Genomic DNA, 16,098 nt, shown 5'->3' on the forward strand with positions numbered 1-16,098 from the left:
GCCGCGCGACCGACAACGGCCGCGCGCGCCAGCGTTTTGTCCGCTTACTTCTCGACGATCTGCACGCGTATGCCGTTTGTAAGGATGGTGATTGTACCGGGTTCGTAATTGACGCCGGCAAATTGCAGTTGATCCGGCTTGAAGGTATAGACGGGATAGTTGTCGAGCAACTGGGTGGCGGCGAGCGCCGCGACCGCCCCCACCTGGGGCGCATAGGCGGCGGCACCGCCGGCCATGTCGACGCCGTCGACCGAGGGCGACCTGAGCACGACGGCGCGGCTCGCGCTGTCGTAGGCAAGCTCGCTCGAGACCGTAAACGCACCGCTCACGGGCTGCTGCATGAGCGGGCTTTCGAGGTGCGCGTCGAGCCGCACCGCCACGCGGTTGCGATCGGGCTGCAGCGTCACGACGGGGTTCGTGAGCGAGACGTCGAAGATTTGCTGCATCGAGCGGCGATACGGAAACTTGCGCTGTACCGCGTCCTGCACCTGCTGCTGCGAAAACGTGTAGTGGTCGGGAATGAACGGGAATATCCCCGTCGCACACGCGCCCAGCGACATGGCCGTACCCGTCGCGGCACAGGCCGCGAGCAGGAAGGCGCGCCGGGAAACGCGCGTTGCGTGGTGGATCATGCGAAATCTCCTTGTTTGGCCGGGTCTGGTCGGCGGTTTGCGCCAATATCTGCGCGCCGCCGTCATTCTGGCGCATCCCGGCGGGCGCTGACATGTTGCGCGCGATTCAGCGCACATCCCGGGGCGCGGCCGCCCCTGCCTCTGGATCAAGTACAGGCCAATGAGCGCTCGCCAACACTTCGGTTCATCTCCTCGACTCTTTACCGGGGAACGCGGGTATGCTGGTTTTGGCCCTGCGTCTGCAGCTCCTGTTACAGGTCGAACCGGATAAAATGATAAGCCCTACTAATCCTGTTTCGGTTATCGTAGCCCTGCTTCTCGCACTGGCTACAGCCAAAGTATTGATTCGTCAATTCGGCGCACCCGATACGCAAGGGCGATTCGCAACTATTGACGGATTGAGAGGATATCTGGCGCTTCTTGTTTTCTTACACCATTCCTGTATATGGTATTTTTACCTCAGGACTTCCGCGTTCGAATCCCCTCCGTCGAACTTCTTCGCCAATATTGGAAGAGCCGGCGTAGCCCTGTTTTTCATGATTACCGGCTTTCTGTTTGCGACCAAAATAATTGACGCAAAAACAAAAGGGATGGACTGGATAAGGCTCTATGTCTCCCGATTTTTGCGGCTTGCACCTCTATACGCGTTCGCAATGGCGCTGCTTTTTATATCGGTCGCGGCGGTTTCGGGATTCGCGCTCATCGACTCACCTGTCACATTGGCGATCAATGCATTGAAATGGATAGGATTTACGGTCCTCGGAGAACCAGATCTAAACGGAGTGGAAAGCACGAAGCTCATTTTGGCCGGAGTGCCATGGACGCTTGCCTATGAATGGGCTTTCTATCTTTGCCTGCCTTTGTTGTCGATCTTGATCGGCGCCATACCGCCGTTTCCCATTCTGGCGATTGGATTCGCCGGCACGTTGTGCTTTATAAAGATTCACGCGCTGCCGATATTTGTGGCGCCATTTTTTAGCGGAATTCTTGTAGCGCTGCTCGTTCGCCGAATCTGGTTCCGCCAAATTGCCGAAAGAAGAATATCCTCGCTCATCGCGATCGCCGTTGTATTCTCGGCACTGATTTTATTCCCGACAACTTATTCCCGCATCCCGCTCGTTCTCCTCTCCGTTGGCTTTGCTTTGATCGCAGGAGGCGCCACATTGTTCGGCACACTGACCAACCCGCTCTCCCGCATGCTGGGAGAGATGGCTTACAGCATATATCTTTTGCATGGACTTGTTTTATTTACGCTTTTCCATTTCATTATTGGCAACTATAACGCAAGATTACTATCCCCCGTGGAATACTGGACTTCAATTTCATTGACGACCCCCGTGCTGATCCTGATTAGTTTTACAACGTTTAATTGCATTGAAAAGCCCGCCATGCAATACACGGAAAGGGTTGCCAGCTGGATTCGCCAGGCAATAACCATAAGGCAGGGCGCTTCTGAGAAATCTTTTTGATTCGAGGAAGAAACCCGGGTTTCGGAAGCGAGCGCGGAAAGTCGCCTGCATCGTGTCTGGTCGCCACGAGCCTGGTTGCTTCAACCGTTGCCGGAGTCATTGTCAGTTGCCTCGAATCTGCGCCGTCAAGGTGAAGTCAGCATTTCAAGCCGCGCTAGCCACGAGATGGCCGCGCCGCGATTTTCACCGCACATTTCGATGGACGGGACCAGATTGCCGCAAACGGCCGGCCGGCGCGGATCACCGAACAGTTTGCAGCGATTGTCGGCGGTGAGTTGCACGCATCGCACGCCCGCGGGCTTTCCATCGGCCATGCCCGGGATGGGGGTCGTGATGGACGGCGCGATGCAGCACGCGCCGCACCCGGGGCGGCAAGCAGGGGCTGAGACATCGGATGAAAAAACGGCGCTCACTTCGGTTTCCTGACACTCGGAATGAAAATTCGGGATGAATCTAAAAAAACATGTCCGCCGCGCGCGGCCATGAACGCCGCGGGGAACCAGACGCATTGTGCCATCGCCGCATGCGACCTTTTTACACAATCGCGGGTTCGGACGCCCTCTTACACTTTGTACTTCTGGCGCTGTAGGACACGCCACCTGCGCGCAGCCGACGGCGGCGCCGGACGCTGCTGCCTGCCCAGGCGCCGCTTTTCCACGAGAGCCTTGCATGAGCGACGCTGACCTGCTCTTTCGCCCCGACCTGCTCGCCAAATACGGCGCCAACGGCCCGCGCTACACGTCCTATCCCACCGCCCTGCAGTTCCGCGACGACTTCGATCCCGCCGACTATTGCCGCGCCGCCGCCGATCCGGGCGCAAGCGAAACCGACCTCTCGCTGTACTTCCACATCCCATTTTGCGACACCGTCTGTTTCTATTGCGGCTGCAACAAGGTCATCACGAAGAACCGGGCGCGCGCCAAGCCGTATCTCGAACAGATGATCCGCGAACTGGAGCTGCAGGCCGCGCTGTTCGACACGAAGCGGCCGGTTTCGCAGTTGCATTGGGGCGGCGGCACGCCGACCTTCCTCTCACTCGACGAGATGAGCGCGCTCATGGCCGCCACGCGCGACCATTTCGCGCTGCGGCCCGACGACGAAGGCGAGTACTCGATCGAGATCGACCCGCGCGAAGCCACGGCGCAGACCATCGCGCATCTGCGCTCGCTCGGCTTCAACCGGCTGAGCCTCGGCGTCCAGGACTTCGACCCGGTCGTGCAGCAGGCGGTCAATCGCATCCAGCCGCTCGAGTTGACCGTCGACGTCATGAACGCCGCGCGTGCGAACGGCTTCGAATCGGTCAGCGTGGATTTGATCTACGGCCTGCCGCATCAGAACGTCAAAACCTTTCGCCGGACCCTCGAAACGATGCTGCTGCTCGCGCCCGACCGCATCTCGGTATTCGGCTACGCGCACATGCCGCATCTGTTCAAGATGCAGCGTCAGATGGCCGCCGACGCACTGCCCACGCCGGCCACGCGCCTCGCGTTGCTGCAGCTCGTAATCGAGCAGTTGACCGAGGCCGGCTACGTCTACATCGGCATGGACCATTTCGCGCTGCCCACCGACGAACTCGCGCGCGCCCAGGCGCAACGCACGCTGCACCGCAATTTCCAGGGTTACAGCACGCGCGCCGATTGCGACCTGATCGGCTTCGGCGCGTCGGCCATCGGCAAGGTCGGCGACGTCTATGCGCAAAACGCCAAAGACCTGATCGGCTACGGCACGGCAATCGGCGCAGGAAAGCTGGCCATCACGAAAGGCGTGCGGCTCACCGCCGACGACCGCCTGCGCCGCGACATCATCACGGAACTCATGTGCAATCTGGAACTGCGCTACGACGAGTTCGAAGCGGCCTACGGCGTGCGCTTCCCGGCAGCCTTTGCCGCCGAACTCGAACGTCTGCGCGAATTCGAACGCGACGGGCTCGTGGCACGCAGCACCGACCGGCTCGAAGTGCTGCCGGCCGGGCGCATGTTGGTGCGCAACATCGCGATGGTCTTCGACCGCTACCTTGGCGCGCAGCAGGCGGAGCGCTTTTCGCGAACGATCTGACCGGCCGGTGCGTGGTTGCCTCGGCAGGCAATTTACGTCATAATTTGCGGCTACTCCGAACGTTCGCTTACTGGCGTTTGGGCAATGATGTACGCCTCGGTGGTGAAATTGGTAGACGCGCCGGACTCAAAATCCGGTTCCGAAAGGAGTGCCGGTTCGATTCCGGCCCGAGGCACCAAAGAATATCCGAACGTTCACAACGTTCCCCCAAAGAACCCCGCCAGACCTAGTCTCGCGGGGTTTTTTGTTGCAAACTACTCCCAGCTTTCACCAGCGCCAACAACCCCCAAGCGGGGGTTCTTCCGGGGGTTGTCCAGCATTCGGACAAATCGGTGGTGAAAAAGACCCCCGAAAACACCCCCGCGAATGCTGCCGGAGCACTCCATGGCTCTCACCGACCTTGCGATCCGCAACACCAAGCCCGCGGAGAAACAGCAAAAGCTGTTCGATGCTGGCGGTCTGTTCCTTCTCGTCACGCCCGCTGGCGGCAAACGCTGGGTGCTCAAGTACAGGATCAGCGGCAAGGAGAAGAGCCTCGCGCTCGGCACCTATCCCGAAGTCTCACTGGTCGAAGCGCGCAAGCGCCGCGACGCCGCGCGCGAGAAGCTGGCGGCCGGCACGGACCCGGGCGAAGCGAAGAAGGCAGACAAGCGTGCGGCAAAGCTGGCGGCTGCCAACTCGTTCGAAGCCGTCGCCCTCGCATGGATGGACGAGCGACGCCCCTACGTCGAGCCGGCACAGTACGACAAGACGCTGGCGCGCTTCAAGAACGATGCCTTCCCATGGCTCGGCAAGCGGCCTATCGCGGAGATTGACGCCCCCGAGATCCTCGACGCGCTTAAGCGCGTGGACAGCCGCGGCGCGCGCTTCACAGCCCACCGCCTGCGCGGAGAGATCAGCCGTGTGTTCCGCTACGGGATCAAGGAAGGTTTTTGCAAGACTGATCCGGCGCGCGACCTGCAAGGCGCGATTCCGCCAGCACAGACGACGCACTTCGCCTCGATCACCGAGCCGGCGAAGGTGGGCGAAATGCTGCGCGCGTTCGATGGCTTCACCGGGACGTTTCCGGTGCTGTGCGCCCTCAGGCTGGCGCCCATGCTGTTCGTCCGCCCCGGCGAGCTGCGGCGGGCCGAATGGACGGAGTTCGATCTGGACAAGGGAGAATGGCGCTACCACGTCAGCAAGACGAAGACGGAGCATCTGGTGCCGCTCGCCGCCCAAGCCGTCGCCATCCTGCGCGAGTTGCACGCGTTGACGGGCGCGGGCCGCTATGTCTTCCCTGGCGTGCGCGATCGCAAGCGCCCGATGAGCGAGGCGACGGTCAATGCCGCGCTGCGCCGGCTTGGCTATGACACCCGGACGGAGATCACCGGACACGGCTTCCGAGCAATGGCGCGCACGATCCTCCACGAAGAGCTGGAGCAAAAGCCGGAAGTCATCGAGCACCAGCTCGCGCACACCGTCGCGGACAACCTAGGCGGCGCGTACAACCGCACGAAATTCATCAAGGAACGGCGCGCGATGATGCAGAAGTGGGCCGACTACCTCGACCGCATCAAGGCGGGGGCGCAGGTCATCCCTCTTACGGCGGCAGGCGGCGCGTAGAGTCTCACGCGCGTGCGCGCGCGTAGGTGTAAGAAAACTCTTGGCTACGTCGAGTGGCGCACGATATGCGAAGGCATGCGTCTCGTGATCGGAGCGTCGTGGCCGGGCTTGCCAGTCTTGATCGACCAGTGAGCGAGGATGCACATGCCGATGGCGTGCGCGGGCTCGGCACCGTTCTTGTAGGCATTGAGGGAACTGCGCGGGATGGTGGTATCTCGGGCGAGCTCGTAAAGCGAGTAGCCGTCGCGGCATATGTCCGTCAGCACGCGGAACCAGTCAACTTTCGTGGCCGGTGTCGGGGCAAGTTGTTTCATGTGAAGTTGGGGCGATGTCAATGTCCGTTCGAATTCTTCAGTGCTGTGGTCCGACACGCGACGCCTCCTTTTCGGGCGGAAGGTTCGTGGAACTCGCGCGCGCACGCGCGTAGTAGTCGCCAGCGGTGCTTGTCCGCGATTCATTGCGGCTCCCTATCGACATCACAGCATCAATTGAGCGCATCTGCAATCTGGGCGACCGGCTGGTGATTGCCGGTCTCCCCTCCTGGAGATTTTCAATGGGCGATTTGCTGCACAAGGTATTGCTGGGCTTGGCGGGCTGCGTAGCCGTCAACTTCCTAGTTGGCTTCGCGCAGGGGTGGTCGCGTAACCGCAGCCGTCGCCGCGCCAGTGATGGATGGCACCCCGTATGGCAAGAGCCGGTTCACAAGCGCATTGCGAATCGTCTGCTGCGTCGGACCAGTCACACCGTTGAGAGCCGCGCCCCCGGCAGCCGGGTCGAGTAACAGGCCCATCAACTGGTTCTGGATGGCGTCGTTCTGGCCTCGTAGCAGACCGCCAGCCGCGCGGCCGATGAAGCCTCCCGCCGAAGCACCGACCGCGGCGCCAGGCAAGCCGCCGACTCCGAATCCGAGCGCGCCTCCCACTGCTGAGCCGAGGCCCGATGGGCCAATGCTCCCGACCGCAGCTCCCACACGCCCGGGAAGCATCGACGACAGAATGTTCTGAAAGGCGAGATTCTGCGCGGTGCTGGTCCCGCTGGCCGAGCGACCGAGCCCGACGTTCGACGCGCGCAGCAGGTCGTCACGTATCTGCGTCAGAACGCCGATCTGCGCCGGTGTTACCGACTTGGCTGCATTGACGCCGGCCTGCGCCTGCTGCTTCTGCAATCCGCGCAGCGCGTTCTGCACCTTGGCGAGCGTGACGTTCCCGGCCGCATCTGTCAGGTTGAGCCCCTGCAAATATTGCACCGCATCGATCGAGCCGGACTGTTGCGCGTACTGCTGTCGCGCGGCCGCGTAGCCCTCGATGTTGTTGTCCATCAGGCCAAGCAGTTGCTCCTTCGCGCCGAGGATGTTGCGCGCCATGCTGCTGTTGCCGGCGCGAAGCTGGGAATTAATCTGGTCGTCGAGCGACTGCTTGATCCACTGGAGGCCGCGCCCGGACACATACGTTTCCGGCGGCAACTGACCGACGGCGCCACCCATAGACTGGTTACGCGGCACGTCCGTCTCGATGGACCGCACGCCGGCGTTCTTCGCCATCTGCGTGGCATCCTTCATCGCCTTCTGGAATGCCGGGTACTGCTTCAGCGCGGCGTAGGCTGTGTCCGACGTGGGGATGCCTACGTTCGTTGCAAGGTAGTTGTCGGAGGCATCGGCGGAGCGCGCGGCGCGCGCTGCCTCCAGATCCCCTGCGGTGCCAGTGACGTCGGCAAGCGCCTCCGTTCGTGCGGCCGCATTCTGCTGTTCCCGCGCGACAAAGGGATTTGGCTCGAGATCGCGCACCGTGCGCTGCAGTGTCGCGATGCCCGGATTAGCCGTTGCTTCCGCAAGGGTCGGCTCCGAGCCGGGGACGATCTGCGCGCCATTTACCGCAGTTGGCCCACCTCGAGCAAAACGCAGCAGCGTGTTCTCCGCAATTTGCCGTTGGCCCGCGCCCGTGAAGGGAGCCGCCAGCGAGCCGACCACATTGCCCGCGTAGCTTCCGGCCAGGCGGGCGGCTGCGCCAGCGACCGGAGCCGCGGCGCCCGCCGCTGCACCGATGCCAGCTTGGGTGCCCTTGTCGCCCCAGTACCCGCCGTCACCCAGTACGGGTTGAGCGGCGCCGTATCCAGCGCCCACGGCGGCGCTTCCTGCTGCCCTTCCAGCCATCGTCGCGACCGACGCCGGCGCGCCCGTGAGCCCCAGGCGCGCTGCGAGTCCCGAAGCCACATCAGCGCCGGCCTGCACCGCGCGCGCGCCGCCAGCCACGAGAACTGGTGCGATTTCACCGGCGACCGCGCCCGCGTACGAGCCTGCGTTATCCGGCGTGGATTGCTGATAATCGCGCTCCCATTTGGCAAGCGCAGCGTCGTCAGCGGCCACGGTGCCCTGGACAGACCGCGCGAACGCCGTGTTCGGTGCGACTGCCTGCACAACAGCATTCGCGCCATGCTCCACGAGCTGCGCGCCGCCGTGAAGCGGCGCCATCACATGGTGGCCGAACGCGCTGGCGGCATCGCCAAGCTGCTGCAATGCCGTGTGCTCCGGCTCCGGCGAACTGCTCGGCGACGAGCCATTGAGTTCCGCGAGCAACGCAGGATCGGTCACATAGTTCGGCGCAGACGGACCTCCGGCGCTAGACATAGCACTCGTCTGGCTGGTGGACGTGCCATTAAGCTGAGCGAGCAACGCGGGGGCGGTGACGTAGCGCGATGGCTCCGCTGCGTTCGAGCTCCCCGAGACGGCACTAGCAACCGCATCACCCACGCGAGCGAGAAAGCCCGGAGAGGCCCTTTTTACGGCCGCTGTGGCGCCCGCGACCTTCGAGGCATACTGCGGGTCCTCCGCATAGCCCGAAAGCCCGCTCGTAAACTTTTGGACATCCGAGCCTGCGCCGACGACGCCCGGATACTTGCGCGCGAGCAGCCCGGCATAGTCATCGGCGAAGGCCTGCGGATCGGCATACGTGCGGTAGCGGTCCGTCGACCCCGTCTGGTTGTCGCGCGCGGCCACGCCGCTGCCCGAGAAATCCTTGATGTTCCCGAGGTTGTTCGTTCCGGGCACAACGGATTTGCCCCAGGCGGTTTCGAGCCCGAGGTGACCAAGGATCAGGCTCGGGTCAACGCCCAGCTTTTGCCCGACCGCCTGCGCGAGGTCGCCGTACTGCGCCGCGAACGAAGCCGGAGTGGTGCTCGCCGGCGCGGCGGCGCCCCCATTGAGCTGCGCAAGAATCGAGGGATCGGTGACGTAGTTCGACATCATTGCACCTCCGTCCAGCCGTGGCCATCGAACCGATAGGACTTCCCGCCGGCCTGCTTGACGGTACCAGCCGTGACTGCGGAACCCACGGGATTGGCGGGTGCCGTCGAAACGCCCGGCGCGACTGTGCCGAGCTGGCCCGCGAGACGCGCGCGAGCTTGCATCAGGGTGTCCTTGATTCCGGCCAGCGACGCACGGAACGCAGGTTCGCTTTGCTTCGTGCTCAGCGCGCCGACAGCGTCCGTGAGCTTCTTGCCTTCAGCATCCGAGAGAGCGCCCATGCCTTTCAGATTCGCCACCATCGGCAGGAAATTCTGCGCCCGGAACGTGTCGAGCTGGGCCTCGAAATTAGCCGCGTCTGTGCCGCCCAACGTCGGAAAGCTGGATGCGAAGCCAACGGCCTTCGACAGCCCCGGGCTCTTCTCCAAGCCGTCAAGCGTGTGGAGCGCCTGGTCGTAAGTAGCGAGGCCGCCTTGCAATACGGCTTGCTGTTGCTGGTTCGCCTGCGTCGCGGTCTGCTGCTGGCGGTTGGCGTTCTGCTGCGCGACCGCCAGCGTGCCGCGGTTCGTCGCCGCGTTGTCCCGCGCGACTGCCAATTGCCCCGCTCCGGTTTGCTCAGTCGCCAGATTGTGGCGCTGCGTCTCGTCGGCATTGCGAGTCTGAAGCTCATAATCGAGCTGTTTGTTGTGCTGGTCGAGCGCCTGCTGTGCGGTGAGCGCCTGGTTCTTCGCCTGCTCGACGAGGCCAGGGTTGTATTCGGCCGGCGCATTGTCGAGCGACGAGGCCCCGAGATTGGTGTGCGCCCAAACGCGCGCGGCGTCCCACGATGCCTGATCGTGCACGCCATTCAGCACTTGGCCGACCGCATTGAGCTGTGTGGTTGCGCCTTCTATACGGGCCTTCTGCTGTGCGAGCTGTGCGGTCGTGGCTTCGGTTAGCTGCTTCGAGAGCGCAGGAATGGCCGAGCCCGCGCCTGCATTCGCGACATTCGTCAGGATGCCGTTCGAATTGAGCGAACCATCTGCATTCACAGCACCCGGTGCCTTGAATGCAGAGTTGAGCACATCGGCCTGAGACTGATCGCGCTGTGCCTTCTGAATGGCAAGGCCGGTCAGCGCGTTCTGCTGCTGCGCATTCTGGATTGCCGCAACGTTGGCATATTGCGTGAGCGGGTTCTGGATCTGAACCGGCTGCGTCTGAAGTGAGATCGAAGGATCGAGTGCCATGGTTACCCCGCAGTGAAGCCGTATTGGTTGCTGCCGATGTTGTAACCGCTCGGATTGTTGGCATTGACCGCGCCATACGAGCTACCCCACGCGTCGGTCGCGGTCGCCCCCTTACCCAGCAGACTGTTGAGCAGCAGCGCATTTGTGCCGCCGTTCAGCGCAGACGAAAGGCCGCCCGTAATGGCGTTCGCGCTACCCACCGTGCCGGCAGCTTGCGCCGCAGCGCCCGACGTGAGTGTATTCGCGACGCTATTCGATCCAGACACGCCCGTGGCACCCTGCATCGCCGCCGAGTTCTGGCCGAGGTTCACGAGCCCGAGCAGCCGGTTCGCGTTGTCCGAGGCCGAGCTGTAGTTCGTCGCGAAATTGTTCGCCGCGTTATTGCGGTTTGTCGTATAGGTCGAGAGATCGCGGTTGTAGACGTCGTTGTAGGTGCTATCCGCGAGGCCAGTCGCGTACGCCGATGCACCCTTCAGTGCCGCTCCCGACGAGCCGAGCCCGCGCGCCGATGCGCTGTTTTGCGCCGCCTTGAGGCCATTCTGAAGCGTGAACTGATAGCCGGGCGTGGCGGCGGCTTCAGCGGCCGTCGGAGCCGTGAAACCGGCGTAATTGAATGTCTGCTGAAGCGGATTCGATGCGTTCGTGCCGTTGAACGTATAGGTTCCGTCGTCGTTCTGCGTGACGTTGTAACCAAGCGCGCTCAACAATGGATTGATCGACGACGTGCCCAGATTCGTGAACGGCTGGAGATCCTGCCGCTCCTGGTCGATCGCCTGCTTTTGCAGGTCGGCGGCATAGTTCGCTGCATTCGCCTGCGTCTCTGCCGCGCTCTTGGATGCATTACCACCGATAACGCCACCGACGATCGAGCCGACGCCACCGACAACAGCTGCTGTAATTCCGAAGCTCATGATTTGCCCTCCAACCGGTTATTAATCGCCTGCAAGTTGTCGATTCCACCCAGCAGTTCGGAACTCTGTGATTCGGTCAGCTCAGATACGAGCCTGTCCAGATCCGTTTCACAGGTTGCGTGCACAGTCGTCCAATATGTGTCCTCGTATGCGTAGCCTGCGCGCTTTGCGCCTGGCTTCGACGATAGAACAGCATGTGCATCGGTAATTCGCTTCACGCCCTCGTCCGTCGTCACCGTGATGTCGCCCGAAATGAGGCACAGGTGTTCTGTCTTATGCACGGCGCCAGTGAGCGCAGTCCCCTTCCGAATGAGCATCTTGCGCGCGTAAAGGCCTGGGGCGAAGTAATGCCATACGGGGCAGTCCACCTGTGGCAGTTTCTGGATTTCGCGCTCAAGCGCCTCGATTTTTTCGCGCCGGACTCCTCCGCTCGGAGCCAACGCGGACTCGTCGGCCCCACCTCTATCAAGAATTTTCTCGGTCATTTCCAGTCCTCTTTCGATTGGCAATTCAAAGCCCACCTTCCTACTCATCCGCCGCTAGTCGAAGCCGCGCGCCCTTGCGGGCTTCGGCTCATGCCCGCCGAACAGACGTCCCGCATCGAGATCCGCAAACTTCGCGCGGTCGCCGAAAAATGCCAGCCCCACTTTTCCGAGCGAGCCGTTTCGCTGTTTGGCAAAGATCACCTCCGCGACTCCCTTGTCCGCCGTGTCCGGGTTGTAGACCTCGTCCCGGTAGAGGAAAAGGATCACGTCGGCGTCCTGTTCGATCGCCCCGGAGTCGCGCAGGTCGGACATCTGGGGGCGCTTGTTCGGCCGGTTTTCAACGCCGCGACTCAACTGACACAGCAGCACCACCGGCACGTCGAGCTGCTTCGCCAGCTCCTTGAGCCCGCGAGTCACCGCGGCGATCTGTAGGTCGTGGCGCTCTTCCTTGCCGAGCTTCACGAGGCCCAGGTAGTCGACGACGATCAGCGAGAGGCCTTCCCGGCGCTTCAGCGCGCGGGCACGGCTAACGATGTCGGGAAGCGAGACGCTGCCGGACTCGTCAACGTACTGCGGCAAGTCCGTCATGTGCTCGACTGCCCGTGTCAGATGCGGCCAGTCCCCGTCCACCATCTTCGATCCGTCCTTCAGCTTCGCGATCGGCAGGTTTCCGGCGCGAGCCAGCAGCCGCATGTTGAGCTGCGTGGTCGGCATCTCCATCGAAAACACCAGCGTCGGGCCGACGTGCCCGGCGACGTGGTCGGCAATTCCCATCGAGAACGCCGTCTTGCCCATTGATGGGCGCCCCGCAACAACAACCAGATCACCACCGCGCATCCCGCCATCAAGCTTCTGGTCAACGTCCGTGAATCCGGTCTGAACGATCGTCGCGCGAGAGGGCTCGCCGTGAAACTGGGCGTCCAGTTCTGTGACGAGTTCGGCGAGGCTGGCCGCCGCCAATTGCGGCGCCTGCACAGCAGCGTCGGCGAGCGATTCGAGCCGCGTCTGCGCCTCGGCGATGATCTCGTCGACTTCCCGGCCGTTGCGGTTGTGGACCATCGCGCCCACCTCATCGAGCGCCGCCAGCACGCCACGCAGCTTCCATCGGTCCACGACGATCTGCGCGTAGCGCGCGATGTTCGCGGAGCCCGGCACGTTGCCCGCCAGCGCGTTCAGGTACGGCAAGCCGCCGGCGCGATCGAGCGTCCCGGCCGACTGCATCCACTCGAAGACCGTCATCACGTCGGCCGAGCGCGCGGCCATCACCATTTTCTGAATCGTTTCGAAGATGAGGCGATGCTCGTAGCGATAGAAATGCTCCGCTCGCAAATCGCCGAGGCGGTCGATGGCGTCGTTATCGAGCAGCAGCGCGCCCAACACGGATTGCTCCATCTCGATCGCGGCTGGCGGCACGCGCACGCCGAGGTCATCAAGTTCGTGAGGTGCGTTCATGCTGCGTCCCTGTGATATTTGTTCTCAAGGCACTTCGAGAAGCCCGTAGGCGACATCAGGAAGTCGATGTCGGCGACGAACGGTGGCTTGCCAGGCTGTGGCTTCGACTTACCCGTCAGGAATTCGGACTGTGCGCAGACCTCGAAGAATGCGCGCCACGCCGCGACACCATCAGCGACCGTGCTATAGCCGAACGGCTTGCAACTGAGCCGCGCCGCCTCACGCCACCGGGCGGTAATGCTCCGTCGCCTGGCGTCATTCAGCACCTTGACTCGTGGGTTGTCTGGCATCAGCTCGTGATAGGCGCGAATGAGGCGATCCGCTGGGCAAAGAAGTTGTGTAACGCCCGCGCCTCCTGCTTCTGGCTCGATCTTTCCGATCGCTGCTCCAAGCAGGTCGACGGAAGGCGCGCCAGCGCCGTTGTCGACAGCGGCGTTAGCCGCCATGCTTTTCTCCTGCTCCTGCTCCTGCTCCTGTTCCTGTTCCTGATTCCCGCATGTCTTCCCGCTAGGCTTTGCGGAAGCCTTCCCGGAAGGCTTCCCAAAAGCCTCATCGAAAGCCTTTCCGTAAGCCTCTCCAAGCCCGTGGATATTGGCTCGCAGCGATTCATAGGCCTCTCGTTTGAGGTCGCACTCAGGGATCAGCACCCACTCGCTTGCCCACGAGCGGATGACGTTCGGGGACTCGGGCCGATTGCACTTGATGGCGTTGGGAATCCACACGACTTTCGCTTTCCAGTCGGCTTTCACCATCCCTTGCTGAAAGGCTTCCCGGAAGGCTTCCTCGAAGGCTTCCAGATCCCAGCTGAGTTCTTCCGCCATTGCCGCCCGGCCCGACCGGAAAAGCCCGGGAATCGGGCCTGTGTGCGGGCCAGTGAGCAGGAAGATCCAGAGAGCCTGCGCAGACGGTTGAATGGGAGACAGCGCGCGGAATTTCTCGTCGCCCCACATGCGCACCTCGATTTTTCGATAGCGCGCCTTCGTCAGTGCGGGCGCTTCAGGCGTGGCCGCCATGGTTTTCGCGCTCATATCACCACCCCGTGAGCAAGCCATGCGGCTGGCAGCGGTCCAGCTCGGCCTCACGCAAACATTCGAGGACGTGCTGGACAGCCGATGGCGTCATGTCGTGCAGGTAGGCCCAGCAGCGGCCATCGTTCCATGCGACAGCAGGCCAGGTCAGATCCTTCTGGACAACCCAAGGGCCGCGCACTACATGGAAACCGACCGGCGCGGCGCCGGGGCCGCCGAATCGCCTACGAGCATTGGACGGGGATGCTCGATCCGCCTTCGTTCTCATGAGGCAATCCCTCATGCGCGATAGCCGAGCGGATCGGCAAGGTACTTGTGGACTTCTTCGTTACGGTAGGCGACACACGTGAGCGACAAGCGGATCGGCTGTGGTGCTTTTCCTGCTCGCACGAGCTTGCGCCACGTTTCGCGCCCGATTGGAAGGAACGGGTCGATCTGCGCCCACGTGGAGAGACCGATCGCTGGGAGGGTCGGCGGCGGCGCCGTGTCGATGGAGGGGGAAACGACGGGGGCGGCAGTAGTGTTCTTCATTCGTTCACCGTTCTTGGTGGGGATTGGTGAACGAATGGTGATGGCTTAGCCCACCCTCAGGGCAACACCCAAAGGGCTAAGGGTTGACACCATTTCTGGACCCTCTGCGTTGCTCAAATCCACGCCCAGCAATGCGCAGGGAACCCTTAGGGTTGTACTTTTTTCGAGCCGCTACCGTCGGCCTCAGGGTGGTTTTACGGAGGCCGTTAGGGTCATTTTTTAGCGGCGGGATTCCTGTTGAATGGACAGGCAACCTTCTCAACCGCTTGCACCAGAGCGTTGCTGTCCGAGATTTGCGGGAAGTTCGATCTAATCCAAGGCTGGATCTCTTCCTCTGCCTTCGGCCTCGGTTTGCTCTCGTCCCAATCGGCCCAAAATTGCTTTTGTACCGCGACGACAATGGGAATCAGGAATTCCGGGCGCGGCGGCGCAAGTCCCTTCAAACGGTTAATCTCGTCCTGCAAGGCGCGCATCTCGGCCAGAACATCGGTACTCGGATCCAGTTTGGCGAGCCGTGCGTTAGCATCCGCGAGACTCGCGATAGCGGCATCAAGATGCCGTCTTAGCTCAACGGATTCCATTTCGACAGCCCTCAGTCGATCGATCTCGGCCGGGTCTTCGACGCCGATTGTCGCCAGCGAGCCCCGCTGAGGAATCGGCCAGTCGTACCCATTTTCGCGGCACCACGCTCGAAGTGAAGCGTGCGGAATTTCCTGTTCATCCCGTGTGCTCCCCCACGTGTTGTTTGGGAGTTCGCCGGCATCTATCGCCGAGACTAGCAAACGCTTGCATCGGCGAATCTCCGCGTCCTCTTCCGGCGCAGTACCCCAATCCGGCTCATATGGATCAATGCCCGCGAGCACACTCGCCGCCTCCCACAGATGGAACGAAGACATACCACGCAGTGCTGTTGCCCAACGCGCAGCGGCGACCTCGGCAGGTGGCTTGACGACTCCAATAGCTTCGGCCATCCCCGGCGTTTCAAGAGACTCTGGGCATGGAAGGTCTACGGCGCGCAACAACTCGATGAACCTTTTCCGAATCCAGCCATCGCCATCCGCAGTCGCGTTCGGCTCGTCCCAAAACGACACAGAGTCAGGAATTTCACCTGTTTTTATGGTTTCATCCAGAAGGCCGTTTAGCGCGGTACAACTGTGTACCAAGACAACCGAGCGTTCAGAGCCCTCCAGAAACGCGCCGTTGAGCATCTGAATATCGTGTTGCTTCAAGCCCTCTGCAACTGCCGCCAGAGAATCGCCACAATATTCCGCAAGCTTGGTTACTGCCTCGCGATAGCTGATGAACTCGGCTCGCTTCGCCGCGATGATTTCCGAGAATGAACGTGGGCCTTCAGCACCCATAGATTGCGCCCTCACGCAAAACCCCTTATGTTGGGCCGCGCCGACCGGGTAAGGGAGCCCGGTTTTCGCCCCGTCGGGCTAGGCGCGGTTGAAACGATTATGCCG

The 16,098-nt window shown here is 62.2% G+C and carries 14 protein-coding genes and 1 tRNA gene; 4 read left to right on the forward strand and 11 right to left on the reverse strand.

Annotation, left to right across the window (positions count from 1 at the left end; all coding sequences use genetic code 11):
- Window positions 1-44 precede the first annotated feature (44 nt).
- Window positions 45-632: a DUF1439 domain-containing protein gene (locus BLU17_RS07725; protein WP_091996143.1), complete on the reverse strand. Its 588-nt coding sequence runs from the start codon at window positions 630-632 to the stop codon at window positions 45-47.
- Window positions 633-850: 218 nt separating this feature from the next.
- Here BLU17_RS07725 and BLU17_RS07730 point away from each other — a divergent pair, with 218 nt between their 5' ends.
- Window positions 851-2,101: an acyltransferase family protein gene (locus tag BLU17_RS07730; protein WP_091996144.1), complete on the forward strand. Its 1,251-nt coding sequence runs from the start codon at window positions 851-853 to the stop codon at window positions 2,099-2,101.
- A 125-nt stretch (window positions 2,102-2,226) separates the two neighbouring features.
- Here BLU17_RS07730 and BLU17_RS07735 read toward each other — a convergent pair whose 3' ends face one another.
- The gene (locus BLU17_RS07735) at window positions 2,227-2,514 is read right to left on the reverse strand and encodes a YkgJ family cysteine cluster protein (RefSeq protein ID WP_091996145.1); all 288 of its coding nucleotides are present in this window, start codon (window positions 2,512-2,514) and stop codon (window positions 2,227-2,229) included.
- 256 nt (window positions 2,515-2,770) lie between these two features.
- Here BLU17_RS07735 and hemN point away from each other — a divergent pair, with 256 nt between their 5' ends.
- The 3 genes from hemN (at window position 2,771) to BLU17_RS07750 (ending at window position 5,761) form a co-directional block, all read left to right on the forward strand.
- Window positions 2,771-4,156 (forward strand): oxygen-independent coproporphyrinogen III oxidase, encoded by a 1,386-nt coding sequence (gene hemN / locus BLU17_RS07740; protein WP_091996146.1) that lies wholly within the window; start codon window positions 2,771-2,773, stop codon window positions 4,154-4,156.
- A 93-nt stretch (window positions 4,157-4,249) separates the two neighbouring features.
- A tRNA-Leu gene (locus BLU17_RS07745) sits at window positions 4,250-4,334 on the forward strand.
- 206 nt (window positions 4,335-4,540) lie between these two features.
- Window positions 4,541-5,761 (forward strand): tyrosine-type recombinase/integrase, encoded by a 1,221-nt coding sequence (locus tag BLU17_RS07750; RefSeq protein ID WP_091996147.1) that lies wholly within the window; start codon window positions 4,541-4,543, stop codon window positions 5,759-5,761.
- A 44-nt stretch (window positions 5,762-5,805) separates the two neighbouring features.
- On the opposite strand, the gene BLU17_RS07755 is transcribed toward BLU17_RS07750, so the two are convergent.
- The 9 genes from BLU17_RS07755 to BLU17_RS07795 all read right to left on the reverse strand — a co-directional run bounded on the left by BLU17_RS07755 (window position 5,806) and on the right by BLU17_RS07795 (window position 15,993).
- A complete protein-coding gene (locus BLU17_RS07755; protein ID WP_143189193.1) occupies window positions 5,806-6,075 on the reverse strand; it encodes a hypothetical protein in 270 nt (89 codons plus the stop codon).
- A gap of 299 nt (window positions 6,076-6,374) precedes the next feature.
- Window positions 6,375-9,002 (reverse strand): glucosaminidase domain-containing protein, encoded by a 2,628-nt coding sequence (locus BLU17_RS07760; RefSeq protein ID WP_091996149.1) that lies wholly within the window; start codon window positions 9,000-9,002, stop codon window positions 6,375-6,377.
- Entirely contained in the window at window positions 8,999-10,225 is a 1,227-nt protein-coding gene (locus BLU17_RS07765) for a hypothetical protein (RefSeq protein WP_091996150.1), read from the reverse strand. The genes BLU17_RS07760 and BLU17_RS07765 overlap by 4 nt, the downstream gene beginning before the upstream one ends.
- Before the next feature lie 2 nt (window positions 10,226-10,227).
- Window positions 10,228-11,136 carry a hypothetical protein gene (locus BLU17_RS07770; protein ID WP_091996151.1) on the reverse strand — a complete coding sequence of 303 codons (909 nt, stop codon included), beginning with the start codon at window positions 11,134-11,136 and terminating at the stop codon, window positions 10,228-10,230.
- Window positions 11,133-11,621, reverse strand: a complete 489-nt coding sequence (locus BLU17_RS07775) for a hypothetical protein (RefSeq protein ID WP_091996152.1) — start codon at window positions 11,619-11,621, stop codon at window positions 11,133-11,135. The genes BLU17_RS07770 and BLU17_RS07775 overlap by 4 nt, the downstream gene beginning before the upstream one ends.
- A 54-nt stretch (window positions 11,622-11,675) precedes the next feature.
- Entirely contained in the window at window positions 11,676-13,073 is a 1,398-nt protein-coding gene (dnaB, locus tag BLU17_RS07780; protein WP_091996153.1) for a replicative DNA helicase, read from the reverse strand.
- A complete protein-coding gene (locus tag BLU17_RS07785) occupies window positions 13,070-14,101 on the reverse strand; it encodes a hypothetical protein (protein WP_245746763.1) in 1,032 nt (343 codons plus the stop codon). The genes dnaB and BLU17_RS07785 overlap by 4 nt, the downstream gene beginning before the upstream one ends.
- A 279-nt stretch (window positions 14,102-14,380) precedes the next feature.
- A complete protein-coding gene (locus BLU17_RS07790) occupies window positions 14,381-14,632 on the reverse strand; it encodes a helix-turn-helix transcriptional regulator (protein ID WP_091996154.1) in 252 nt (83 codons plus the stop codon).
- 212 nt (window positions 14,633-14,844) lie between these two features.
- Window positions 14,845-15,993, reverse strand: a complete 1,149-nt coding sequence (locus BLU17_RS07795; RefSeq protein WP_091996155.1) for a hypothetical protein — start codon at window positions 15,991-15,993, stop codon at window positions 14,845-14,847.
- Window positions 15,994-16,098: the final 105 nt, after the last annotated feature.

The sequence above is a fragment of the Paraburkholderia lycopersici genome (assembly GCF_900096975.1).
GTDB lineage: Bacteria > Pseudomonadota > Gammaproteobacteria > Burkholderiales > Burkholderiaceae > Paraburkholderia > Paraburkholderia lycopersici.